This is a genomic window from Arcanobacterium bovis (assembly GCF_004331995.1).
In the GTDB taxonomy this organism is placed as follows: Bacteria; Actinomycetota; Actinomycetes; order Actinomycetales; family Actinomycetaceae; genus Arcanobacterium_A; species Arcanobacterium_A bovis.
Map to the genome: position 1 here is coordinate 115,652 of NZ_SJDT01000005.1, position 23,560 is coordinate 139,211.

At 51.2% G+C, this 23,560-nt stretch carries 21 protein-coding genes; 10 read left to right on the forward strand and 11 right to left on the reverse strand.

What is annotated here, in order from left to right; translation table 11 throughout:
• The first annotated feature begins 253 nt into the window (after nt 1-253).
• Entirely contained in the window at nt 254-1,522 is a 1,269-nt protein-coding gene (locus EZJ44_RS07145; RefSeq protein ID WP_131281774.1) for a hypothetical protein, read from the forward strand.
• A gap of 152 nt (nt 1,523-1,674) precedes the next feature.
• Here the strand turns inward: EZJ44_RS07145 and EZJ44_RS07150 are convergent, their stop codons facing one another.
• The 4 genes from EZJ44_RS07150 to EZJ44_RS07165 are packed head-to-tail and all read right to left on the reverse strand — an operon-like array spanning nt 1,675 to nt 5,405.
• Entirely contained in the window at nt 1,675-3,000 is a 1,326-nt protein-coding gene (locus EZJ44_RS07150) for an ABC transporter substrate-binding protein (RefSeq protein ID WP_241658630.1), read from the reverse strand.
• Nucleotides 3,001-3,044: 44 nt separating this feature from the next.
• Complete coding sequence (locus EZJ44_RS07155; protein WP_131281780.1) at nt 3,045-3,911, reverse strand: carbohydrate ABC transporter permease; 867 nt, start codon at nt 3,909-3,911, stop codon at nt 3,045-3,047.
• Nucleotides 3,908-4,942, reverse strand: a complete 1,035-nt coding sequence (locus tag EZJ44_RS07160; RefSeq protein ID WP_241658631.1) for a carbohydrate ABC transporter permease — start codon at nt 4,940-4,942, stop codon at nt 3,908-3,910. Before EZJ44_RS07160 ends, EZJ44_RS07155 begins: the two co-directional genes overlap by 4 nt.
• On the reverse strand, nt 4,917-5,405 hold the full coding sequence (locus tag EZJ44_RS07165) for a SprT-like domain-containing protein (RefSeq protein WP_131281782.1): 489 nt from the start codon (nt 5,403-5,405) through the stop codon (nt 4,917-4,919). The genes EZJ44_RS07160 and EZJ44_RS07165 overlap by 26 nt, the downstream gene beginning before the upstream one ends.
• 96 nt (nt 5,406-5,501) lie before the next feature.
• Here EZJ44_RS07165 and EZJ44_RS07170 point away from each other — a divergent pair, with 96 nt between their 5' ends.
• On the forward strand, nt 5,502-6,737 hold the full coding sequence (locus EZJ44_RS07170; protein ID WP_131281784.1) for an NAD(P)-binding domain-containing protein: 1,236 nt from the start codon (nt 5,502-5,504) through the stop codon (nt 6,735-6,737).
• A gap of 22 nt (nt 6,738-6,759) precedes the next feature.
• Here the strand turns inward: EZJ44_RS07170 and EZJ44_RS07175 are convergent, their stop codons facing one another.
• The 5 genes from EZJ44_RS07175 to EZJ44_RS07195 all read right to left on the reverse strand — a co-directional run bounded on the left by EZJ44_RS07175 (nt 6,760) and on the right by EZJ44_RS07195 (nt 8,972).
• Nucleotides 6,760-7,065: a helix-turn-helix domain-containing protein gene (locus tag EZJ44_RS07175; RefSeq protein ID WP_131281786.1), complete on the reverse strand. Its 306-nt coding sequence runs from the start codon at nt 7,063-7,065 to the stop codon at nt 6,760-6,762.
• A gap of 4 nt (nt 7,066-7,069) precedes the next feature.
• Nucleotides 7,070-7,414, reverse strand: coding sequence for a type II toxin-antitoxin system RelE/ParE family toxin (locus EZJ44_RS07180; RefSeq protein ID WP_131281788.1), 345 nt, complete (start codon nt 7,412-7,414; stop codon nt 7,070-7,072).
• 152 nt (nt 7,415-7,566) lie between these two features.
• Nucleotides 7,567-7,815, reverse strand: a complete 249-nt coding sequence (locus tag EZJ44_RS09020) for a DUF2087 domain-containing protein (RefSeq protein ID WP_131281792.1) — start codon at nt 7,813-7,815, stop codon at nt 7,567-7,569.
• 465 nt (nt 7,816-8,280) lie between these two features.
• Nucleotides 8,281-8,478, reverse strand: a complete 198-nt coding sequence (locus EZJ44_RS07190; protein ID WP_131281796.1) for a hypothetical protein — start codon at nt 8,476-8,478, stop codon at nt 8,281-8,283.
• 17 nt (nt 8,479-8,495) lie between these two features.
• Nucleotides 8,496-8,972 carry a hypothetical protein gene (locus tag EZJ44_RS07195; protein ID WP_131281798.1) on the reverse strand — a complete coding sequence of 159 codons (477 nt, stop codon included), beginning with the start codon at nt 8,970-8,972 and terminating at the stop codon, nt 8,496-8,498.
• A gap of 344 nt (nt 8,973-9,316) precedes the next feature.
• On the opposite strand from EZJ44_RS07195, the gene EZJ44_RS07200 reads away from it, so the two are divergent.
• The 4 genes from EZJ44_RS07200 (at nt 9,317) to EZJ44_RS07215 (ending at nt 12,326) form a co-directional block, all read left to right on the forward strand.
• Entirely contained in the window at nt 9,317-9,934 is a 618-nt protein-coding gene (locus EZJ44_RS07200; protein ID WP_131281800.1) for a hypothetical protein, read from the forward strand.
• A 424-nt stretch (nt 9,935-10,358) separates the two neighbouring features.
• Nucleotides 10,359-10,805 carry a hypothetical protein gene (locus EZJ44_RS07205; protein ID WP_131281802.1) on the forward strand — a complete coding sequence of 149 codons (447 nt, stop codon included), beginning with the start codon at nt 10,359-10,361 and terminating at the stop codon, nt 10,803-10,805.
• Nucleotides 10,802-11,683, forward strand: coding sequence for a hypothetical protein (locus EZJ44_RS07210; protein ID WP_131281804.1), 882 nt, complete (start codon nt 10,802-10,804; stop codon nt 11,681-11,683). Before EZJ44_RS07205 ends, EZJ44_RS07210 begins: the two co-directional genes overlap by 4 nt.
• 421 nt (nt 11,684-12,104) lie before the next feature.
• Entirely contained in the window at nt 12,105-12,326 is a 222-nt protein-coding gene (locus tag EZJ44_RS07215; protein WP_131281806.1) for a hypothetical protein, read from the forward strand.
• Between the two features lie 33 nt (nt 12,327-12,359).
• Here the strand turns inward: EZJ44_RS07215 and hrpA are convergent, their stop codons facing one another.
• A complete protein-coding gene (hrpA, locus tag EZJ44_RS07220; RefSeq protein ID WP_241658632.1) occupies nt 12,360-16,529 on the reverse strand; it encodes an ATP-dependent RNA helicase HrpA in 4,170 nt (1,389 codons plus the stop codon).
• Between the two features lie 120 nt (nt 16,530-16,649).
• Nucleotides 16,650-18,089, reverse strand: a complete 1,440-nt coding sequence (locus EZJ44_RS07225; RefSeq protein WP_131281810.1) for a cation:dicarboxylate symporter family transporter — start codon at nt 18,087-18,089, stop codon at nt 16,650-16,652.
• A gap of 181 nt (nt 18,090-18,270) precedes the next feature.
• On the opposite strand from EZJ44_RS07225, the gene EZJ44_RS07230 reads away from it, so the two are divergent.
• The 4 genes from EZJ44_RS07230 (at nt 18,271) to EZJ44_RS07245 (ending at nt 23,511) form a co-directional block, all read left to right on the forward strand.
• Nucleotides 18,271-19,413 (forward strand): lipid II:glycine glycyltransferase FemX, encoded by a 1,143-nt coding sequence (locus EZJ44_RS07230; protein ID WP_131281812.1) that lies wholly within the window; start codon nt 18,271-18,273, stop codon nt 19,411-19,413.
• 206 nt (nt 19,414-19,619) lie between these two features.
• Nucleotides 19,620-21,779, forward strand: a complete 2,160-nt coding sequence (nrdD, locus tag EZJ44_RS07235) for an anaerobic ribonucleoside-triphosphate reductase (protein WP_131281814.1) — start codon at nt 19,620-19,622, stop codon at nt 21,777-21,779.
• A 33-nt stretch (nt 21,780-21,812) separates the two neighbouring features.
• Entirely contained in the window at nt 21,813-22,355 is a 543-nt protein-coding gene (gene nrdG / locus EZJ44_RS07240) for an anaerobic ribonucleoside-triphosphate reductase activating protein (protein ID WP_131281816.1), read from the forward strand.
• A 121-nt stretch (nt 22,356-22,476) separates the two neighbouring features.
• Nucleotides 22,477-23,511: an endonuclease/exonuclease/phosphatase family protein gene (locus EZJ44_RS07245; RefSeq protein WP_131281818.1), complete on the forward strand. Its 1,035-nt coding sequence runs from the start codon at nt 22,477-22,479 to the stop codon at nt 23,509-23,511.
• Nucleotides 23,512-23,560: the final 49 nt, after the last annotated feature.

A 23,560-nucleotide genomic window follows, 5' to 3' on the forward strand; every position in this document is an offset into this window, starting at 1 on the left:
GCGTTATGTGTGGATATAGTGCGAGAAACTTACAGCTGGTGGCCGCATATAATAAACAACAAGTAAACTTTTTGTGAACATTTCATGATGTGATCGGATATGTCTCGTATCGCAAGCAAATTGTTGAGAATGTTGATTTCTTAAATAAGTAAGTGGTACTTCTGGTATTGGGACTAATATCCCAAATTGAGTAATTCGACCAAATGGTTTATTACTCAACTATTTTATTGGATAGTTCTCCAGGAGGAACAGCATGAAAATTGCGAAGAAGATTACTGGGGTGGCAAGCGTTGCTTTGCTGGCCTCGGGTATCACAGCAATTCCAGCATTTTCAGCGACGTTCATTAACAGCACGCCGGAAACTGCACGCATTGATAGCCAACTGCCGATGGTTCACACCTTGCGTGGGTCGGATCATCTCAAGGCTAATATCTTGAATCCACGGCCGGTTTGTAACGCAGGTGAAGATTACCGCACCATCGTTTACAAGGTGAATGACCACTTCTTACCAGTCGGTACGATTTCAACTACCAACCAAACCCAAGCAGACATCCCGCTCACCCAGAACCTTTCCAAGACGCAATCCATCAGCATCACCATCAAGGGTGATCGTACTGAAACAGCAGGTGCGAACATTGGTGGAGATGTGTCTGGGAAAGGTGGAAAGGGAAGCTTCGGAATTTCCTACAGCCTGGCACAAAACCTTGGCTTCAACATCTCCTATTCGCTGTCGTGGCAGGTGGGTCAGCAGATTGGACCATACAAGGTGCCAGCGAACCACACTGGTGAAGCAACCTATGGTTTCCGCGCTATCACCATGACGGGAACTCAGCAGTTCTGTAAGGCGAATGGTACGTGGTCTGATGCGCTGCCTTGGATTTCGAGTGCGCCTGTGAAGAATGAAGTGCGAGTCAAGCTCTACGATCTGGCGTCTGGATCGATGAGCGAGACGTCGAACATTGGCGTACAGGCGACGTCGGCAGAATACCAGCAGGTTATCGAGCCAGAAGTGACCACTCCTAAGGGAGAAGCTCCTGCAGCTCCGCTCGCCAAGGATCTTTCCGTGCGGCTCACCACCGCTGCTGGCAAAGTTCCAGGATTTGCTGGGTTGGTGGCACTTCGCGTGAAGAACGTGGGCACTGAGCAGTACTACGGTGAATATCCGGCAGTGCAGTTCTTGGTGAAGGTTAAGACGGCTGAGGGGCCAAAGGGTGTTGATCGCCTGATCACTCCTGGATACTTCAACGGTGCTTACACCGAAGACCTCGGCTTTGATCGCAAGACCTCGACGCGTAGCTTCCTCGTGACTCTCTCGAACCCGATTGAGCCAGGGGAAGAGAAGCTGATTGCTAACTTGAACTTCGGTGATGGCAATACCAAGCTTGGCCGTTTGACTAACACCATTGAAGTGTCGCAGATCAAGCGTATTGAGGGAGATACCTCTACATACAACGATATTCGTATGACGTCTCCTGAAATTACTACCACTGATGGTGGCGCTAAACATAACGGCATTTTCTGATGAGGGATTTCTGAGCTGAGCGATATCGGTTTCGACATGATGTGAATTCGATATTGGTGACGCGAAAAGGCGGGGTGGCTGCCACTTCCTTTCACATGGTGAAAGTTCAATGTGGCAGCCACCCCGCCTCAGTTCAGCTATTGCCAGCTATGTTATTTCATTGCAGAGTTTCCGGCATTTTGGGCATCGGCCAAGCCCTGTTTAACCGGCACTGAACCCAAGAATAGATCCATGAGCTTTGGCATTGCCTTTTCGAGGCCAGCATTGACTTTCATGCCGCGTGGAGCGGGTGTCGTTTTACCAGCGGCGGTATCAACAAACACGGACACATCCACGTTCTTTTTTGCCCAGTAATCAACAAATGCTTGCTGAGCATCTTTCGCGCCGGGGAAAGCAACTCCTTCTTCTGCGAGTGGGCGTTGCCCATCAGCACTTCCGAGCCAAGCGAGTACCTTCTTTGTAGCTTCAGGATTCTTCGTCTTGGCATTTCCTACGGCAGCCACACCATGAACTACACCCACACGTCCTTGCGGACCTGCAACCATTGGTGCAACACCCCAGTTAATATTGGCAGACTCTGAGATCTTCTTTAATGAGTAAGGGCCAGACTGGAACAGCGCCAACTCGCCACGTGCGAACATGTCGCGGGTGAGATCGCCTTTTGTATTGGTTTCACTTGCTGGCGGCGCCACATGGTGCTTGTTAATCATGTCGACGACGTACTGGAACGCTGCTTCTCCTGCAGGCGATGCGAAAGCGAAGGTATCGTCGTCATTTTGAAGCTTTCCGCCATTTTGGGCAAGGAAATCGAGCCAGATTCCTTGTAAATCAGCCTGTGCATTGAAGCCAAATACTTTCGTTGCTGCTGGATTGAACTGCGGCGCGGTAGCGTTATGACCTTGAGCATCAACGGTGAGCTTCTTAGCTGCAGCTAGGAGAGTATCATTACCGCTTGCGTTCGGTGCCCAAGTGAGTTTGCTCGGATCTACGCCTGCTTTTGCCACGAGGTCTTTGTTGTAGAACAGCGCGATAGAGTCCCACAGCTGAGGGATTCCCCAAAGTTTGCCGCCCCGTGTGTAGAGATCGACGATCGATTCTTGCCAAGCGTCATGTTTCTCGCCGATGGTTTCAGAGATGTCCATAATATTGCCTGCATCGGCGAGCTGTGCAAAGTTCGAGGAATTTACCCAGTAGATGTCTGCCGCTTGACCTGAGGAAATGTCGAGTGGAAGTTGTTTCCAGTAGGAATCCCACGGCACAACATCAACTTTCACCGCGATATCGGGATTCTTCTTTTCAAAGTCTGCAAAGGACTTTTTATAAGCCGGAGCTGCGGAATCGTCCCACAGGCGGAATGTAACGGTTGTTTTACCGGCGTCGTCTTTCGAGGACTTAGCGTCGGTGGCAGGCGAACACGCAGCCAGGCCCAACGTGGCAATTGCTGCTATGGTAAAGGATTTTTTGAGTGACCGGATCACGATTACCTCTTTGGTTTTAACAATGGATGGTCTTATATATGAGTTTATACTCTGGTGATACCAATTGAGCGGATAATCTGCTTGTTGAATAACAGGAACAGCACGAGTAACGGAAGAACACATAGTGTGGTAGCTGCCATCACGATAGCCCAGTTAGCAGAATACTGAGTTTGGAGAGCGGCCGTGGCCACGGTAAGTACATGCCACTGCGGGTCGCGGGCGATAATATTGGGCCACATAAAGTTATTCCACTGCGAAACTACGGTAATGAGCAGCAATGTTGCAAGGATTGGCTTATTCGTAGGAAGGACGATGCTCCACAGCTGACGCCAAAATCCGGCACCGTCTAGGGTGGCTGCGTCTAAGAGTTCTTGGGGTACGGATCGGAAATTTTCACGTAATAAGAAAATCGCATAAGGCGATCCGAGCATAAACGGCACCACGATACCAGCAAAAGTATTGCGCAAGCCTGCTGTGCTCATAGCTCCAAAGAGCGGGATCATGGTAACCACCGCCGGAATCATGAGCGTACACACATAAGCCCAGAAAATAGCATCACGACCAGGAAAACGAAGTCTCGCAAAGGCGTATGCGGCGAGGATCGACGACGTCATTTGCCCAATCACCATCACCAAAACAACTTGAATTGTGATCGCCAAAGGAACAATAAAGGCGTGATCTGTAAATAAGCTGGTGTAGTTATCGAAAGTGACCGGCGCGGGAAGTGCTAAGGCGCCGTCTTGAACGAGCTGCTTCTCAGTCTTGAACGAGGTGAGAATCGAAAAGACGAACGGAATGAGCGTGAGCAAAGCACCCCCGATAAGCAGGAGATATGTGGCGAGATAACTCCAAAAACGAGCGTGCGAAAAACGAGCGTGCCAAAAACGCTGTGGCTTGCGGGTTTCCTTCATCGCTCATCACTCATTTCATAAGTGATTCGGCTGCGGAAGTAGCGTTGCTGAGCGACCGTTATGGCTACTACCACGATCGTTAAGATCACTGCCATGGTAGAAGCTTCACCTATGCTCGGCGAAGTGAAAGCGGCGGAATAAATGCGCGCTGCTATAATGTCGGTAGTACCACTAGGGTAGCCGGGATTCCCACCAGTGAGGCCAAACACGAGGTCATAAACCTGGAAGGAGCCAATCAGTGACGTCACCAACACGAAGAAAGTGGTGGGGCGAATGAGGGGCAGCGTGATGGAGAAAAGTCGGCGCACCGCACCAGCGCCGTCTAATACGGCAGCTTCGTAGATGGACGCCGGGATCGCTTGCAGGGCAGCAAGGAAAAACAGGGAAATATAGCCCACATTTTGCCAAATGTACACAAACGCAACTACTGGTAAAGCAGTAGATTCATTGCTCATCCATGCAGTTGTAGTGCCTAAAACGTTGTTTATCAATCCGGTGCGAGGGGCGAGAAGCCACGACCACACAATGCCAAGAGAAAGCGGCGCAGCAATCCACGGTAGTACGAAGCACAATTGCAAAAAGCGCGATCCAGGAAGTCTCCTATTCAAACCAAGGGCAATGAGCAGGCCACATACTATCGCGCCGGGGATAGCGAGAACTGAGAACACCGCCGTCGTAAAAATTGAACGCCAAAATTCTGGGTCACTAGAGATGGAGATGTAGTTATCAAAACCCACCCAGTGTGGAGGCGAGATCAGGTTCCATTCGGTAAAAGACAGCACAAGCACGGCAAATACTGGCACGATGAGAAATAATCCCACGCCAATAAAACTTGGCAGAAGCATTGTATAAGCGGTGCGGATTTCCGCTTTTCTTGCACTTGTGCGGGAGCGATTCTGAGCAGAAGCAGGAACAGAAGCAGGCGAATCGCTGGCGTCCTGTGGTGTGCCATTAAGTGAATGAACGTGCCAAGTGGAAGCTTGACCAGGTGACGTATGTGCCGGTTTAGTACGTGAGAAGTATTTTGCCATGAGGGCGTAGCACCTCCCCGTTTCGCTGATTCGTCCATACTAGAGCGAAATGAGGTGAAAATGATCGTGAGCAGCGTGCACATGACTGCACAGAGCGAGGGCGCCGGTGACGTTCCACCGTGTGCCCGTGGGGACATACACCAATCCAGAGCGGTTGAACAGCAGGAGCGTTGCGAATACGCGCTCGCGGCACTCCGCCGATTTGAGTGCAGATACGTGCCCAGTGTGCATCATGCCCATGATCAGGCCCGGCAAGCACGTGAGCGATCTCGTGCAAGATAACACTCCGCACTTCCTGCTCGGAATAAAGCTCCATTAGCGCTGACGAAAGAGAAATCTGCTTTTTCGTAAAATTCGCCATCCCAGCTCGCCGTTTCGCACGATCAAAAACGAGCGCCCAAGAACCTAGCCCGTGGCGATGCATCAAGCCACGTGCCAGAGTTTCTACGCTCGTCAGATCCATAAGTTAAGAATAAACGTAACTTCCCGCTAATTTCCGTTGCCAACCGAGCATGTTCTTCAATGTGGGCAAATGCTCGTTGTGATGTACCGTTGAGATATGCACGATAGCGCGAATTATCACGACTTTACGCCCTCAGCACACAAAAACGAACACTACGCTGACGTGGTAGTGATTGGTGGTGGGCAAGCGGGTCTATGCTCCGCCTATGAACTGTTGCGACGTGGCTTTGTGGGCTACGCGGGCGACCGGCGTCGCCCTGAAAATGCTGATAATGGAGCTGCTTATGTGTGCGGCGATCAAGGTGACTCGGAGAATCTTGCGGGTAAAAATGGGCCAGGAGCAGGTACTTTTGTGGTACTTGACGGTGAAGTTGGACCTGGCGGCGCGTGGCGGCACCGGTGGCGCAGCTTGACGATGTCAACTATCAACCATATTGCCGATTTGCCTGGTATGCCGGTGGGAGAGATTGATCCGGCAGCGCCGTCGTCGCTCTTTGTGTCGCAATATTTTGCGGACTATGAACACGAGTTTGACCTGCCGATTTTACATCTGGTGAGGGTTGTAGCCGTGGAGGACGTGCCGGAAACTGGGCTGCTACGGGTGAGGACGACGGCGGGCACGTGGTATGCGCGGCGCGTCATTAACTGCACGGGCACGTGGACGCGGCCTTTCGTACCGCATTATGAAGGCGCGGAACTGTTTCGTGGCCAGCAATTTCACACCCAGAATTACCCAAGGGCAGATCGGTTCTGGGGTAAACGGGTGATGATTGTTGGTGGTGGAATTTCGGCGTTGACGCACCTAGATGAGGTGTCGCGGGAAGCGAAAAAGACGATTTGGGTTACTCGCACTCCGCCGCGTTGGCGTGAGGACGATTTTTCACCGATGAACTCGTTGAGTATTGAGGCTGGTCGTGCGGTTGAGCAGCGCGTACGTGAACGGGTGGAGGTTGGGTTGATGCCTTTGCCGGTGGTTGCGGAGACTGGGCTGCCGGAGAATGACATGGTGCGCGACATGCGTGCGCGCGGCGTGCTGAAAAGGCGCGAGATGTTCGATCGGCTCGATAAGCACGGTGCGTGGTGGGGCGAAAAGTTTGTGCAGGTTGACGCGATTATTTGGGCAACTGGTTTTCGTGCGGAATTGCGACATTTGGCGCCGTTGAAGTTACGTTCTGAGCGTGGCGGCGTGCAGATGCGTGGCACGCGGGCAGTGCGCGACGAGCGGGTGCACCTGTTGGGATACGGTCCGAGTGCTTCGACTATTGGGGCGCGTCGCGATGCGCGCGTGGCTGTGCGAGAGATTGCGCAGGAGTTATCGGAGAGTGGGAGCTAGGGGCTTGATAACTCAGAAGTTATCAAGCAATGCGGATTCGAGCATCTCCTCGCTCAAATTCGAGTGATAAAGTGCCGCCAATTGCGTTGAGATATCCACGAATTGTGCTAAGCTTTGCGTTTTCGATATCACCCTGTTCGATTTTGGAAACTTGGCGTTGAGATACGCCGATTCGTTGTGCGAGCTGTTGTTGGGTAATACCTAGGCTCTCGCGTAATTCACGAAGTCGATATGCGCGGACTTCTGTGAGCATTTGTTCTTTGTATTTATCGACTTCGGTTCGGTCGACTGGGTGGACTTCGAGGAATTGTTCGAGTGTCATTGCCATGGTGTTATCCTTTTTGTTTTTCTAGGTATTGATCGTAAAGCTTATCTGCAATAGGAATGTTCTTTCTATACCATCTGTTCCATTGGTTAGATTTGTCCCCACCAATCAACATAATTGCCCTGCGCTTAGGATCAAATGCGAATAATCGTAGTTCTGTTCTTCCTGAAGATCCTGGTCTTAACTCTTTCATATTTTTGTGACGTGATGCCGTCACGCTATCAACTAATGGACGACCTAAGGTGGGGCCGTGTTCTTGTAAAAGTTCTAACGCCGCAATGACTTGTTGTTGCGACTTTTTATCTAGCGAAATAATCCATTCAGTGATGAGCTCGACATCCAGATCCCACATAAATATATTTTAGAACTTGTAAGTTCTAAAATCAAGAGGGGGAACAAGCTTTGTAGGGCTAGTGCTTGTTCTAATGCGACAGCATTATTGGCACGCTTGTTCAGCAGTTTTGTGTGGTTGTTGTCGCCTATCGAATCTAGTTTTATAAACATTTATAGAGTTTGGGCAGCAGCGATTGAGTGACTGAGCCGATAGGAAGTGCCATCGTTGAGCCTTTCCAGAAGTCCGGCATCGATAAGGTAGCGCCTAAGGGTGGCGAAGTCGTCGGTCACTACTTTCAGCCGCTCGTTAACTTGTGACTCTTGCAGATTGTCACTTTGAGAAAACAGGCGTAGTGCGAGATATTCGAGGTGACTAACAACGACTGTTCCAGCTGGAAGAAAGTAATTTATCAAAACCATTTGGGCTATGACGAGGTAGTTTTTCTTGCTGAAAGTAAGTATTTTGAGTTGCAAGAAATGCCGTCTTTCTACGAAAATCTCGCTGGTGGTGTGCCTGAATATACGAGAGCGTTTTGCGAAGCGTTTCCGACCAAGACCTGGTTTCAGAAAGACGACGGAGCCTCTAAGTAGCGTTATAAGTTGCGCTAGTTACTTTGGTTGACTTTGGTGCGAAGCCTAAGCGTTTGAAAGCTTGGTTGAATTTCCGGTGAGTTCCCGTTCTCGCCTGCCAGTTACCCCAAGACTTACAAACACTTCATGGTCTAGTTAAAGCGCTTCGGTAAAATGAATGTTTTTGTATTCCATAGGTTCGGGGATAGTCAATAATTCTCCGCTGTGGATAGATGTCGTCTCTATCAAAGAAAGTGGTCTGCTGACATGTAGCTTACATGTCAGCAGACCACTTTCGGGCGTTAGGTTTATCTTTTAACGCTCACTTGTAGTTTTGTTTTGTTTTTTGCGTTGGAGGTAGATATAGCACCCGATAATCCAAATTAATGTTGCCACGGCAATTAACGTAATGATGATTTTCGTTTGCGTATGGATCCCCCCAAAGAAGAATGGGAGCGCCCATAAGAATATGATTGAAAAGCTTTGAAAAAGAGCGGCTTTTATATCATCCATGATTCTCCTTTCTCTCGCTAATATCCTGAGCAGCCTAATAATGTTATACCTAGGCTTCCCAGCGTCATGCCTACTGCGATGCGCCCACCGTCAACAAAGACTCCACCTGGTACAACAAGCGATATGACAGTGAATGCAAGACCCGCTACACACGAGGCGGTAACGTCTGGCTTTCCTGCCATACCAGTGTTTACGTGAGCAACGTTTTTACCGCCGATATACACGTCAAGCCAGCCAGGACATTTATTAGGATCGGCAGGATGGTTCCACGGGTATTGTTGTCCCATATTTGTGCACATGTAGTAATACTGGCCAGCTTCTTCTTTTGGAGTGATCTGGTCATTATGTGGGTTCGATGGATCAATGCCTGTTGCTATGGGTATTTGGATTGATCCGGCGTGATCGTTTTGGGTTGCCGACGCTTGTGGTGAACCAACGAAAGTGGCTCCCAATGCTGTTGCTATGGTAATTAACGCGACTACTATTCTCTTCATGATGTGTGCCTTTCCTCAGAGTGAATCGGCGTGGTGGATTCCTTTCACATCCATACATGCTTTTGTGATCGCAGTTACATTCTAAAAGGTTGTTGTGTTGTGGTCAATGAAACGTAAATATTCTCATTAGCTATTCATGTGCGCCCAGTTGGGCTATTTTGCTGCCATCATTAAAAATGCAAGATGTTTCTATTAAATTCCGATCTAATGCAGGTGAATTAGCTCTTTATTAGCTGGTCAGATCATGCGAAGCCAAATACGCGACAAAATCTGACACCGCCGTGTAGGATAAAGCAATCTATAGCGATAAATATTCGCACTGTGTGATGGAAAGTGGGTTTCGCATGTCTTGGTGGGAAATAGTTGGATGGACTGGTTCCGTGCTCGTCGTCGTAAGCTTGATGGTGCCTAGCGTGCGTAGATTCCGCATTCTTAATCTCACAGGCTCGTTGATCGCAACGATTTATAACGTGTTCTTTGAGATCTGGCCGTATGCGGCGATGAATGGTGCGATCGTGCTCATCAACATTTACTGGTTATGGCGATTGAGTCAACAAGGCGAAAGTGAAGAACGCGGATATTCCGTGGTGGCGGTGAATGATGATGATTCAATAGTGCAACGTTTTCTCTCACGCAACGGTGCCTCTATATCCGCTGCTTACCCACAGTTCGCCAAAGATGCGTTGATTGGAACGCGATCTTTCTTGATAATGCATGACGAGGAAATTATCGGACTATTTGCGGTACGGCTTGGTGAGGATGAGAAAGCTAACGTCGTTGTTGACTATGTAACAGAGCGTTTTCGAAATTTTACTCCAGGCAAATTTATTTACACTAACCACAAGCTTTTTGCAGATTTGGGTGTGCGCACGCTCTTGCTTCCTGCCAATGCGACGTCGGACGTGGCTTACTTCAGAAAACAAGGCTTTGATGGCGATATTGTTCTGACGAAGAGTTTCTAGATTGCGCTGGGGTTATATTTGGTGTTTTAGACTTGTTTCGATTTCGACGATGGGCGTGCCGAAGTGTAGCCTTGTTGAATTTCCGGCAAGTTCTCGCTCCCTCCCGCCAGTTACGAGAAGCCTTAGGGTCGATTTAGTTGCATGACGACGACGTTACCTCAGCCGTGATATGTGTGTTCTGTCGCGGAGTTTCACGCATGTCCAGTTGAGCTATTTTGCTGCCACCGTTAATTCCAATCTTGAAACCATGAAGCGCTATCTTGATTGGGATGTCTGGGCTACATAAAGGAAAGTTCGTAGCACGACTTGAGGTATTTTTGCCTGAAAAGAAAGTTGTATTTTGGGCTCAACGTATTGTTCTTCAGTATGTAGTTTTAAGGAAATTCTTTCTGAAGCGATGAAGTGAAGGGAACGGTGTGTAGAAATGAATCTCACCGATGAATGGCTAAAAGAGCTTCACAGCAAAACATGTACGGTGCTGCGCGTTTTGCATCATGGTAAATCACTCGTAGTTGTTTTTACGAAGCCTTTTCCTGCCCATGCGCTTGACGGAGAACAGTTCCTTGTTTTTACGCTTACCTTTTCGGGTGTGCAGCATTACCAGCAGAATTACCAATCGAAAAATACTCTGCACCACAGTTCAGCGGTGAAATCAGATCCCCTTGATCGTCAAACTTCTCCCTCTGATTCAATGTTTTTGCTCAATGCGCTCGAAATTTCTGGGTTGGATGCTACTTCCACCATTGAAAATTCCGACTTGGTTTCGTGTGCTTTTCCCTGCGATGTAAAGCTTGTTATTGGAAGTAAAGAGTTTTCCTTCACCTGCGACGACATTGCCTTAGACACCTATGCTCAGGACGGTAAAGAATGAAAGTTCAGCTCATATCGACAGGTGTGGAATACGACGTCGTACTGATCCAAAAGACCTGGAAGAATACCTATTTTTATCTCGCAAGCTATTCCGACGACGCTCGCCTCGTTCCTTATGGTTCTCGCGTGCTGCAAAGGCAAGTGAGGGTGCTGGATCCTGCGCAACCAAACTGGGTTTCTCCTCGAAAAATACGCGGTTACTTAGGAACTATCACCACTGATGAGCGTTTAATTTCTTACCTGGAGAGAGAACCATATTTTCTTCGCTCACTCAGGGAAGGAGTTCGCGGACCTGTTGAAATTATTAATCTAATTTTTGCGTCGGACGACACCGCTTTAAGTATTCTTAACGATAAGCGCGATGTCAGTGGTCTACTAGTTTCTCAACAACAAGTAGAGCGATATGTGCGCAGTGAAATGCGGGCTTTGATTTCACGCATGAGCGAGACGGACTGTAACTGCCGTTTTGTCGATGATGTAGTTCGGTTCTCCCAAGATAATTGGTGGCTATCCATCAGGAATGATTCGATTGTCGGTTATGAACTTATGGTTCACGTTCAAGAAGGCGACAAGAGTGTTGGACTTTGGGTTAACGAGGATACGGATGCCTATCCGCTTTTCGAAGCTGACGAAGCATGGCGAACCTTGATGTTCGTGGATGCTGCAAAAATCGTTGTAGACGCGCTGTTTAATGGTGAGATTTACAGCGGAGCGGTTGCCGGGAAAAGCTATCTTGCAGTTCCCGCTGGTGAGGACGATTTGTATATCGTTTGTGAAGGAGAACTAAAGCGCCGTCGTCAAACATTGACGATGACGAATACAACCAAGTGGACCCGTGACCAAGTGGTAGAAATGCTTGTTCCTATTCAAGTTAAGTAAGTAAATCGTGGTGACTGAAATTGAACGACCTTGACTTTCTCAAGCTTTGCAGCGATCTGCTAACTACTCCTGAATATTTTCTGTGTAGAGAACAATATACGATTCAATAGTCGAATATTAAAGTATATTTCCGCAGGTAAATCGGATAAAACTCTTCCAAACTTGCATGGTGAATAGTAGTCTAAATGTGTTGCGTATAAAGAATAGCTTTCATCGATAAGGCTGTTGAGAATACAACAGCGATTGCCGCATGGAACTGGGGCTTAGTAGCATCCACTATTGTGAGAGCTTTGGGACCAGCTTTTGTTACAAGTTTTGGAAAAGCTCTGGGTGGACCTGTTCTCGTAGCCTCAGCACTCGCCGTGGCTGCAGTCAGTTGCGCTTTTTCTTAAACACAAAATATGGGTATTAAGGTGGCACAATGAAAAATTTAGTAACGATTTATTCCGCCGGAGTTTTCATCTTTGAATTTGCCATTATGTGGTTGATCATTTCGTATGCACGAGATCAATGGCTTAATTTCAGGGATGGAAAAACTTGGTTATTTGCGCTGTTAGCGGCTGTGGTTTTTACCGCAGTGTCTACCTATGCGTACGCGAAGGACTCAGATAGCCCCAGAGGTCCTGAGAAACCAACAAAGTAAAAAAGGATAACGCGTCAATCGGCTGGAAAACCACTACCTCCCGAGTAGCTTTTTAATCCTCTGAGGTGAGACTTTCACGCGCGTGCCTAGCTGCTGAGCAAATAGCGAAACCCGCAATTCTTCCACCAGCCATCGTGCTTGCACCAATACGGCTGCGCGCGCGGCGTCGTACTCCACCTGCTTAAACTCTTCGCGCTCGCGGTTTACCAGCTCTTCAATATCCGCCACCTGCCATGCGAGCGCATCGTCAGCCGCCGGATTATTAGCCGCTTTCGTGATACGCAAGCCCGCGGCCTTCAAGAAACGCGGCAAATCAGGCAAATACTCCTCGGGAGTGGCAAAAATGAAGCCATCAAAAATGAGTGCGGTAATCTGTTCACGCACGTCATGCACCGTATTGATCAGCGCCACCGACGTATTCTCCCGAATCAAAGCCTCAACATCTCCCCAGGCCTGCAATACCCGCACCACAATCTGCGCCAGCCGATACGTCTCGTCTTCAATACGGTCGCGCACATAAGCACGCAGCTGCTCAAACTCTGCCGCGCGTCGCACCCTGCCCAGCGGAGTTTTTTCTTGTTTCGCCCACTTCTGCGCAACGTTCCGCGCAGCTGTGAGCTGCAAATCTGCAACGAGCGCCGCAGTATTTTTATATGGCGACGCCGCAAGCGTGAGCGACTCTAACCCAGTCCAACGTGAGGTAATGCGTCCCTCGGGAAGCGCCGTCTGCCGATACACCAGGTAGACGACGCCGTTGCGGTGCTCGCGTACCTGTTCGGCAGGTTCAGCCAACACGCGCAACTGCACGGCACCGCCCGCAACGACGAACGCCGGATAGCCACGCACTACCATGCCATGCGGGCCCTCTGTTTCGATAACCGCAGGCAATTCGCCCTCTTTTATTTGAGCCCAATCGTGGATATCGTCCACCGAATCGCTGAGGATTCCGGCGCGGGACTTCGCCTCGGCAGCGATCTGCGCCTTGCGGGATTCCACTTCCCGCTGGCGTTGATCCTTGCGCGCACTTGCCTCCTGATCAGCCAAAATAGCGTCTCGCGCTTCGTCGAGAGCGCGAGCCACCGCTCCCTTGACCACTGATTCCACCGCGGAGCGTGTTTGTGGTGCTAAGGACCGCTGTAAAGCCACGAGTGACGTGCCCTCGTCAAGCACGGCGCCGCGCTCAGAGCGCACACAGAACGTGATCACAAGGTGAGGCGGCAACTCCACCTCAGCCCAAGCGTCGTCGTCGATATCGAAACCACGCAACGTGCGCACAGCCTGTGTGAACGCCTGCGCGAAACTTGGCGCACCCACCTGCCCGTGCGCAACAGAATCCCAAGGCGGTAACAGCGCCACGATCTTGCTCGCCACATCGGGCGCAGGCACCAGATTACGGCGGATCCGCTTTGGTAGCGCGCGAATCGTTGCGACCGTGAGCTCCTCAATCATGCCCGGCACGAGCCAGTCAAAGCCCGCATCCTCCAATTGCGGTAGGAGAGTAACTGGCACGTCAATCCGCAGGCCATCGGTGTGGCTACCTGGGCTAAAGCTATAAGTAATCGGGAGTGTTACGTCGCCTTGTACCCATTCCTCGGGGAAATCGGCATCATCCACACTCGTTTTGCCAAGTAAGAACTCTTGCGTGAAATTCAGCAGATCAGGGCGTTTATGCTGTGCTTTCTTCCACCACGAGTCGAAATGCCGGCCCGAAACGATGGAATCCGGTAACCGTTCATCAAAGAAAGTGAATTGGGCGTCGTCGTCGGCCACTAAACCGTGCTGACGAGTGCGCGCTTCTACCTCGCGTGCCTGCTCAAGAGCCTGTTTATTGTGCTTGGCGAAAGCGTGGTGAGTGCGCCACTGATTCTCCACCAGACCATGCCGGATAAACATCTCGCGGGCGAGCTCGCGCGCTTCAGGCGTTCCCACCTTCGCCAGCAGACTCTGCCGATCCGCCACGATGGTCATGCCATAAAGCGTAACTTTCTCGTGTACCATCGCCGCACCCTGGCGGTTTGCCCAGAACGGCTCGGAATATTGCGTCTTGACCAGGTGTTTCGCGGCGCGCTCGATCCACGCTGGATCAATCTGGCCCACCGTGCGGGCGAAGAGCCGCGAGGTTTCTACCAGCTCAGAGGCCATAACCCACGCTGGAGTGCGTCGGTGCAAGCCTGATCCTGGCCAGATTACGAAATGAGTGCCGCGCGCGCCGGCGTAGTCGCGCTTGCGTTCGTCCCAATTTCCCAGGTTGGAGAGGAGTCCGACCAGTAGCGCCCGGTGGATTGCGTCCGCAGCGGGAGCGTCCGACGACGCCGCCACAGCTTTCACCGCCTCGGTCACGTTGCGATTTTGAGCAACGTCCGCGCCTGCTTGAACGGCTTCTTCGATCTGCCGAACTGTGGGTATGGTGATCTGTTTGAGAGTTAGACCGAGCGGCTTGGCAAGTTGCCGAAGCTGCGTTACTACATCTTGCCACTCGCGGAAGCGTAGCCAGTTGAGGTATTCGCTGCGGCACATGCGGCGGAATGCGGATCCAGAAAGATCGCGTTGCTGGGTGCGCAGATACCGCCACAGATTGAGATAGGCGAGGAAGTCTGAGCGTGGATCGGTAAAGCGTGCGTGGAGTTGGTCTGCTTGCGCCTGAAATTCCGCAGGTCTTTCGCGCACGTCCTGCACAGACATCGCAGCTACCAACACCAATATTTCTGCAGCGCAGCCGTTATCGGCTCCGGCAAGCAAAATTCTTCCTAGGCGAGGATCGATAGGCAGACGTGCGAGTTGGCGGCCAATTTTTGTGAGCCGTGGCTTGCGGGCGCCGATACCTAATTCAACCGCACCGATTTCTTCGAGTAACTGTAATCCGGCTCGAATGGCGCGCATATCGGGTGGATCAATAAATGGGAAGTCTTCCACGGCACCCAAGCCCAATGAGGTCATTTGTAGGATTACCGCAGCTAAAGAAGTGCGTTGAATTTCTGGCTCGGTAAATTGCTCGCGGCTTGCAAAATCGTCCTCAGAGTAAAGGCGAATGGCGATACCGTCTGCCACACGCCCGCATCGCCCGGCGCGCTGATTGGCTGAGGCTTGCGAAATCGCCTCAATCGGGAGGCGTTGCACTTTGGTTTTATTGGAAAAGCGCGAGATGCGGGCTGTGCCTGGGTCGATCACGTACCGAATCCCTGGCACCGTGATGGACGTTTCGGCAATATTGGTGGCGAGAATGATTCGCCGATGCCGGTGAGGTGCAAAAATACGATGTTGCTCGCCGGCTGAAAGCCGCGCAAATAGTGGGAGTACTTCCACCGCTCCTGGAATATTGGAACTCCCACCAGGTTCGATATAGCGCACGCCCAGATCATCACGGAATGCTTTCTGTGTTTCGTGAATCTCGCCCTCACCGGAGAGAAACACCAGAATATCGCCAGGGCCTTCGGCGAAAAGTTCGGTGGCGGCGTCGATAATCCCGGTGATCTGATCGCGCGGATCGGCTGGTGCATCGGCGTATGGCTCGGCGTCTTGCCGCTCGTGACGTGAGTGATCTTCGTGCGCACCCAACTCGGCGTCGCCATCGAGCGGCCGGTAACGGATTTCAACTGGATAGGTTCGCCCTGAAACCTCGATGATCGGCGCTACTTTTCCAGCCCCGCCGCCGTACATATACGTGCCAAAATGCTCGGCAAAGCGCTGCGAATCGATGGTCGCCGACGTAATAATGAGCTTGAGATCAGGGCGTTTTGGCAGTAGCTGCGCGAGGTAGCCGAGTAAGAAATCAATATTGAGCGAGCGCTCATGGGCCTCGTCGATAATGATCGTATCGTATTTGCGCAGCTCAGGATCAGATTGGACTTCTGCAAGTAAAATGCCGTCGGTCATCAACTTCACCAGAGTGGAATCGGAAACTTCCTCAGTGAAGCGCACTTGGAAACCGATTGCCCCGCCCAGTTTCACGCCCAACTCAGAGCAAATACGCTCAGCCACTGAGCGCGCTGCGATGCGTCGTGGTTGAGTATGCCCGATCATTCCCTTGATTCCGCGCCCAATTTCCAAGCAGATTTTCGGAAGCTGGGTGGTTTTTCCCGAACCAGTTTCGCCCGAGATGATTACTAACTGATTGTTGCGGATCGCTTCGGCGATATCGTCTTTGCGCGCAGATACAGGGAGTTCAGCGGGGTATGTGATAGTGGGAACGGCTTTTTCTTTCACGGGGTAATTCTGCCATGTTCTGTGGCGTCGGGAAATTTACGGAATATACAAGGGGTGGATGTTGCGTTGGGTGTGGGCGCTGAGGGTGTGTAGTGCACCCACACCCTAGTGTGCCAGCACCTAGTACGCCGCGTGGTTCTTGACCTCCTCTGGAAGCACAGGCTGCGGCGTCGGAAGCAGGCGATCCGCTGGGTTGATCGGTTTCGGTGGACGCTTGAGGTTGTACTCAGTATCGTGTTCATCCACGCCAATTGCCGAATAATCGAACGGGTGCTCGCCGTGCAGCACTGCCTGCGCGCGCTCAAGGTCGAGCGCGTTCGTCCATTGCCCAATCACAAAGGTTGCGATGGCATTTCCTGAGAAGTTGGTGAGCGCACGCGCTTCAGACATAAATCGGTCGATTCCCACAATCACACCAACGCCGTCGAGCATATCGGGGCGGTATGCTTGCAAACCGCCTGCTAGCGTGGCTAGTCCAGCGCCGGTCACTCCGGCCGCACCTTTCGAGGCAATAATCATAAACACGAGCATGCCGATTTGCTCGCTCATCGACATCGGCTTGCCCATCGCGTGTGAAATAAACACCGCCGACATCGTCAAATAGATCGCGGTTCCGTCGAGGTTAAAAGAATAGCCCGTCGGCACCACGATGCCGACGGTAGGTTTCGCCACGCCCGCGTGCTCCATTTTCGCCATCAGGTTCGGGAGCGCAGATTCAGACGACGATGTTGCCACGATTAGCAGGTATTCACGCGCGAGGTACTTCATCAGGAGGAATACGTTGATCCTCGTTGTGGCATAGAGGATCGCTCCCAAAATCACCACGATAAACAAGAAGCAGGTGATATAGAACGCCACCATAACCAGACCGAGCTGTGCGATAGCTTTAGCTCCAGTTTTGCCTACCACCGCAGCTATTGCACCAAATGCGCCGATTGGGGCGATCCAAAGAATCATGATAAGGATTCGGAAAACAAGTTTTTGGAGGAGGCCGATGGCACGTAAAATTGGCTCGCCCTGCTTGCCGAGGCGTTGTACCGCAAAGCCCACCAAAAGGGATATAAACAGTGTTTGTAGCACCGAGCCAGAAGTGAGCGAGCTAAAGATCGTATTTGGAATGATGCTTTGGATGAAGCCGATAGTGCCGCCTGCACCTTCCGCTTTCTGTGCGAATTCGGCTCCGGCGCCTGGCTCGATCTTGAGGCCGTCTCCTGGGTGAATGAAGTTGCCAACTATCAGACCGATAGCTAGGGCGAAGGTGGACATCACGAGGAAGTAAACGAGCGCCAACAACCCGGTTTTTCCGACCGACGCCGCCGAGCGTACTGAGCCGATTCCCAGCACAATCGTGCAGAAAATTACTGGCGAGATCATCATTTTGATGAGACCTACGAACGACGTGCCCAGCCATGCGAGGCTTGTTGCAAAGCTTGGAGCAGTTAGACCAAGCGCAATACCTGCGATAACTGCCACTATCACCATGATGTAGAGCCAGTGTGTGCGGTCGCGCCGTGGCTTTTTCGGCTCAACGATTACGGGATCGTTTTCATGAATTGCCATCATAACCTCCGTTGGTTGATGTAGTGTGCGATAAACATCCTCAGGACTGTGAGTCTATCTGAGTCCAAAGTCCTATTCAATGACTTTTGGAATTTTGTGGGTGATTTCGGACGTGTTTGCGAATAAGATCAATCACCCGAGGAATCTTGCGTGAAATACTGGTATGTAGAGAGGGTCGATAATGTTTACAGTGCAGGATGTAGATTTCGCTACTTTTGAGCGAGAAGCCAAAGAAAACGGCGTCGAACTCCCCCTTGAGCAAACCGAAATCTGGGCGACGTTCCAAAGTGATGTGCCAGGGCGAACCCCGTGGAAGTACCTAGTGGTCAAGAACTCTGACGCCGCAAAGTCTACCTGCGCATTGGTGAGTTTCATTGAGTATGAAACCCACGGCTATCGCTATCTACGAGCAGTTCACGGCCCGATTTATGTGGGTGCTGCGTGTGTGGAGGCTGGGTCTGCGCAAAGTTCCGCTGATGACACTCCTTCTCTCAATCCTCCAACGTCTCCTAATTCCTCAACGTCGCTCAGTCCCGCAGCTTCCTCGCCATATAGCCCTGTTAATCCCGCTCAAGAGCGTGAAATACTTGGCGCTATCAGCGCTTTTGTGCAGAAAGCCCATCCCAAAGCGGTGTTTATGCGTCTTGCAGTGCAGCACTACTTTTCTGCGGAGTGTGCGTCGTTGTGTTATCCGGTGCTTTCTACCCGACCTTATGATGCAACGGTGATTATCGATCTTCGCGGCACTAAAGACGACGTTCTCTCCCGTATGAAACGGCGTGGACGGCGCGATGTGAACAAGGCGCTACGGGAGTCGCCGGCAGTCTGTGCGGACGAAACAGAGCAGGCCACGGCGTCGTTCGCCGAATATTATTCGGTCATGGAAGATACGGCGCAACGTGACGGCTTCGTGCCGGCACCACAAGGCGATTTCGAGCGTATGTTGACATTCCTTGGGCCTGAGCATTGCCGTGTGTATGCGGCGCGCATTGATGGACAATTGGTGGCATGGTCGATTGTGACGATTCAGAACGCTCGCGCCACCCGTTATTATGCTGCGATGCGCACTTCAGCAATGCGAGATTTCGTGAGTGATCTGCTCGTTTTCTACGAACTTTGTGAGCTTCCAAAGCGTGGCGTAGCTGATTATGACCTGATGGGAATTGGTAGCTCGTTTAATGAATCTCTTCTCGGGCTCAATCTGTTCAAGACGAAGTTTAGTCAGGTTGTAGCTTCAGTGGCGCCCGACGCCGATATCCCGCTTCGGCAGGTGTTTTATCGGTGTTTGCGCCTCGCCAAGTGGGCACGATCTTTCAAAGAATGACCTCACTGCGCCGCAAAATTTGCCGCAAAAATGACTCTTACATCACGCCCGATTTGGGACCTTTGAACTACTCCATTTCATTTCTCCAGCAATGGGAAATTTGGAAAAATTCGCAGCAAATAAAACAGGTGTGTTGGAACTAGATATGCGCACCTCGCGAGTTCTAAACTCAACATCTAGTGGTCGATAATGAAAGGAAGCACAAGATGTTGGTTGATTCAATTACCTCTGCCGGCACGATGGTTGTGAAGCGAGATGGGCGAAAAGTACGCTTTGATCCATCGAAGATTTACCGCGCCGTCTACCTTGCATTGAACAACCAGGGAATCGACGACCATCCTTTCGTTATGCAGGCGGTTCGCGGCGTCATCGCTGCACTTCCTGAGGGCGAACTGGACATCGCCACGATCCAGACGGCGATTGAAAACTTCCTGATGTCGTCCAAGTATCCAGACGTAGCGCGTGCTTACATCGAATATCGCCATGATCGCGACATTGCGCGTGAAGAAAACATGGACGTTACACACTCGGTTGGGAAACTTCTCAAGCGCGACAAAACTGTGGTTAACGAAAACGCCAATAAGGACTCCACCGTCTTTAATACACAGCGCGATCTCACCGCAGGCTCTGTTGCCAAGGCGTATGCCTTACGCTCAATGCTTCCGCGCGCCGTGGCAAACGCCCACATCAAAGGCGAAATTCATTTCCACGACCTCGACTACAACCCTTTCCAGCCAATGACCAATTGCTGCCTGATCGACATTGAAGGCATGCTCAAAGACGGTTTCCAGATCGGAAATGCGCGAGTCGAATCGCCACGCTCAATTAACACTGCCACTGCACAAATCGCCCAGATCATTGCCAACGTTGCGTCCTCGCAGTATGGAGGCGCGTCGGTTGATCGTACCGATGAAGTGCTCGCACCCTATGCCGAAATGAACTTCGCCAAGCATATGCAAGACGCCGAGCAGTGGGTGGCTCCTGACCTGCGCCAAGACTACGCATGGACGAAAACCCGCAAAGATATCTACGATGCTATGCAGTCGCTCGAATACGAAATCAACACGCTCTATTCGTCAAATGGGCAAACGCCGTTCGTCACTCTCGGCTTCGGCCTTGGTACCAGCGAATTTGAGCGCGAGATCCAACGAGCAATCTTGCAAGTGCGCATCAAAGGAATTGGCCGCGACCGCCACACTGCGATCTTCCCCAAGTTGGTATTTGGCTTGCGCCGCGGCGTGAATCTTGACGCAACCGATCCTAATTACGACATCAAACAGCTCGCGCTGGAATGCTCCACGAAACGTATGTATCCCGACGTGCTCTCGTACGACAAAATCACCGAGCTCGAAGGCGATTACAAAGCTCCGATGGGCTGCCGGTCTTTCCTACCAAAGTGGGTTGATCCAGAAACTGGCGAGGCGGTGAACGCAGGCCGTAACAACCTCGGCGTCGTCACCCTTAATATCCCGCGCATTGCGATTGAAGCCCACGGCGAGCAGGAGCGCTTCTGGCGAATCTTCGACGAACGAATGGAAGTGGTCAAGCAGGCGCTACTCTTCCGTATCAACCGTTGCGAAGATGCTACCCCTGCTAACGCGCCAATTCTGTACAAGTACGGAGCGTTCGGGAAGCGGGTGGACGACGCCGAAACGAGCGTTTCCGAGTTCTTCCAGAATCATCGCGCTACCGTGTCGATCGGATATATTGGCCTGTATGAGGCTGCTACCTGCTTCTATGGTCCAGACTGGGAGTCAAATCCGCAGGCAAAGGAATTTACGCTCGATATTGTGCGCCGGCTCAATGATTACGCAACTGAGTGGAAGCTTGAGTATCCGTACTGGTTCTCTGTTTATTCGACGCCGTCGGAGTCGCTAACTGATCGGTTCTGCCGCCTTGACCAGGCGAAATTTGGCAAGATTGCCGATATTACCGACAAAGACTACTACACGAATTCCTTCCATTACGACGTGCGCAAGAAGATCACGCCTTTTGAAAAGATCGACTTCGAAAAGGACTATGCACAGTACACCAAGGGTGGATTCATCCATTACTGTGAGTATCCGAAGCTCACGCACAATGTGGCAGCGCTCGAGGCAGTGTGGGACTACGCATACGATAAAGTGGCATATTTGGGTACAAACACCCCGATTGATCACTGCTATAACTGTGGTTTCCAAGGAGAATTTAACCCCACGGCTGAGGGCTTCAAGTGCCCTGATTGTGGCAATGAAGACCCTGCCACCTGCGATGTTGTGAAGCGTACCTGTGGATATTTGGGCAACCCTCAAAAGCGCCCGATGGTGCACGGTCGCCATGTGGAGATTTCTTCTCGAGTTAAGCACATGGACGGACCATTGCAGTGATGCTCAAACAGCGCGGCACCATCGAGGTGAGAATTGCCTGAAAAGGACAAACACGGAATTGTGCAGCCCAGCCCCTGTGAATGGAGCGGGGCTGCACTGTCACAGGGATACGTAGCGGATTACAAGCCGTTTAATTTTGTGGACGGCGAAGGCGTGCGCTGCTCGCTTTACGTATCAGGTTGCCCATTTCGCTGTCCTGGCTGTTACAACCGTGCAGCTCAGAGCTTCAAATACGGCACTCCCTACACTCAAGAACTCGAAGAGAAAATTCTTACCGATTTAGCTCAGCCTTATGTGGCAGGACTCTCGCTACTCGGCGGCGAGCCTTTTCTCAACACGCCCATACTTATCCCGCTGGCGAAGCGTGTGCGCGATACTTTCGGTGCGGACAAGACCATTTGGGTGTGGTCGGGATACACTCACGAACAGCTCTTAACCGATACTCCCGACAAGCGCGAACTGCTCGATTTATGCGATGTGCTCGTTGATGGACCTTTCATTGAGTCTTTGTATCATCACGATCTGGCATTTCGCGGATCGAAAAATCAGCGCATAATTCACCTGCGCGCCAAGTAATTCTCTAGTACGCTCAGGAAGCGTTCAGCTAGCATAAGGAAACTCCCAGCGAAAATCGGTAGGATCCAAACTGCGGTCAAGAGCTGTATGAATATTGAGCCTCGGAGGAATTAGGAAGTATATGGGCATCATTTTGGGAATTGCTTCGCTTCTATGCGCGCTGTTTGCAGCGATTACAGTAAAACCAGATTTTGTTCCGTTTCTTCCAGATCTCGCCTTGACCGAACCGTTCGCGCAGCTCTTGGCAATGCGAGGCGTGCTGGCGATAGTGTTTGTGGGTCTCGGCGTCTTATTGCTGCTGATCAGCGCTATTTTGCGGGGGTTCCTTCGCAGATTTTGGCTCACGCGAATTTCGGCAGTGGTTTTGATTATTGCGGGTCTTATTCACGCCGGCGTGGTGTACGACCGCGGCATTAACAATCCGGGCCACCTGCCCAAAGATCAAGGCATCTCGGGCGCGCAGCATGGCGATGGCTCGCTCACAGTGCTTTCATATAACACTTTGGGTGGGGCTACAAACACCGATCAGTTGGCCGATGTGATCGTCAATAACGGGGTAGACGTGGTTTCGCTTCCAGAAACCTCCACCAAACGTGGCCAAGAACTACTTGCTGAACTGCAAAAACACGGAATGAAATTCCAGATATTCACTACGGAAACACCGAAGTGGAACCCAGAATTTAGTTCTACTATCCTCCTTATCTCGGAGTCGCTGGGAAAGTACAAAAAGGTTTCGCTACCGATGCAGAATGTACCGGAACTCTCAATCGTCAGTGCTGAACCGGCGTCGGGAAATGGACCGAAAATGATCGCCGCACATCCAATCGCTCCGACGCATCGCAACATAGACCTGTGGAAACGGGAGATTTCGGCCGTGTATGGACTTTGTGAATCGCAGAAAAATTACATACTGGCAGGAGATTTCAACTCAACAGTGGATCACCAGAACGCACTAGGCGCCAATTGTGCCGACGCCGTCGCGGAAGCAGGATCTGCGGGTTTGGGTACCTGGCCAGCGAATATGCCGGCGTTGTTGAGCGCCCCGATTGATCGCGTCCTTCACGACGGCGCTACCTACCGAGGGCAAAAGGCGACGACGGTGCGCATAGGAAACTCTGATCACCGCGGCATTCTTGTTCGCTTAGGGCAACAGTAAATGAGTTATTTTCCAAGTTTACGTAGGATTGAAGAAACCCGTTGAAGGA

Excerpts from the sequence above, each read along its gene's own strand:
- EZJ44_RS07230 (WP_131281812.1), top strand. The coding sequence starts at position 18,271 with ATGTTTACAGTGCAGGATGTAGATTTCGCTACTTTTGAGCGAGAAGCC.
- EZJ44_RS09020 (WP_131281792.1), bottom strand. The coding sequence starts at position 7,815 with ATGGTTTTGATAAATTACTTTCTTCCAGCTGGAACAGTCGTTGTTAGT.
- EZJ44_RS07165 (WP_131281782.1), bottom strand. The coding sequence starts at position 5,405 with ATGGATCTGACGAGCGTAGAAACTCTGGCACGTGGCTTGATGCATCGC.
- EZJ44_RS07200 (WP_131281800.1), top strand. The coding sequence starts at position 9,317 with ATGTCTTGGTGGGAAATAGTTGGATGGACTGGTTCCGTGCTCGTCGTC.
- EZJ44_RS07155 (WP_131281780.1), bottom strand. The coding sequence starts at position 3,911 with ATGAAGGAAACCCGCAAGCCACAGCGTTTTTGGCACGCTCGTTTTTCG.
- EZJ44_RS07180 (WP_131281788.1), bottom strand. The coding sequence starts at position 7,414 with ATGTGGGATCTGGATGTCGAGCTCATCACTGAATGGATTATTTCGCTA.
- EZJ44_RS07145 (WP_131281774.1), top strand. The coding sequence starts at position 254 with ATGAAAATTGCGAAGAAGATTACTGGGGTGGCAAGCGTTGCTTTGCTG.
- EZJ44_RS07245 (WP_131281818.1), top strand. The coding sequence starts at position 22,477 with ATGGGCATCATTTTGGGAATTGCTTCGCTTCTATGCGCGCTGTTTGCA.
- EZJ44_RS07160 (WP_241658631.1), bottom strand. The coding sequence starts at position 4,942 with ATGGCAAAATACTTCTCACGTACTAAACCGGCACATACGTCACCTGGT.
- EZJ44_RS07215 (WP_131281806.1), top strand. The coding sequence starts at position 12,105 with ATGAAAAATTTAGTAACGATTTATTCCGCCGGAGTTTTCATCTTTGAA.
- EZJ44_RS07195 (WP_131281798.1), bottom strand. The coding sequence starts at position 8,972 with ATGAAGAGAATAGTAGTCGCGTTAATTACCATAGCAACAGCATTGGGA.
- EZJ44_RS07190 (WP_131281796.1), bottom strand. The coding sequence starts at position 8,478 with ATGGATGATATAAAAGCCGCTCTTTTTCAAAGCTTTTCAATCATATTC.
- nrdD (WP_131281814.1), top strand. The coding sequence starts at position 19,620 with ATGTTGGTTGATTCAATTACCTCTGCCGGCACGATGGTTGTGAAGCGA.
- EZJ44_RS07205 (WP_131281802.1), top strand. The coding sequence starts at position 10,359 with ATGAATCTCACCGATGAATGGCTAAAAGAGCTTCACAGCAAAACATGT.
- EZJ44_RS07210 (WP_131281804.1), top strand. The coding sequence starts at position 10,802 with ATGAAAGTTCAGCTCATATCGACAGGTGTGGAATACGACGTCGTACTG.
- EZJ44_RS07175 (WP_131281786.1), bottom strand. The coding sequence starts at position 7,065 with ATGGCAATGACACTCGAACAATTCCTCGAAGTCCACCCAGTCGACCGA.
- EZJ44_RS07170 (WP_131281784.1), top strand. The coding sequence starts at position 5,502 with ATGCACGATAGCGCGAATTATCACGACTTTACGCCCTCAGCACACAAA.
- EZJ44_RS07225 (WP_131281810.1), bottom strand. The coding sequence starts at position 18,089 with ATGGCAATTCATGAAAACGATCCCGTAATCGTTGAGCCGAAAAAGCCA.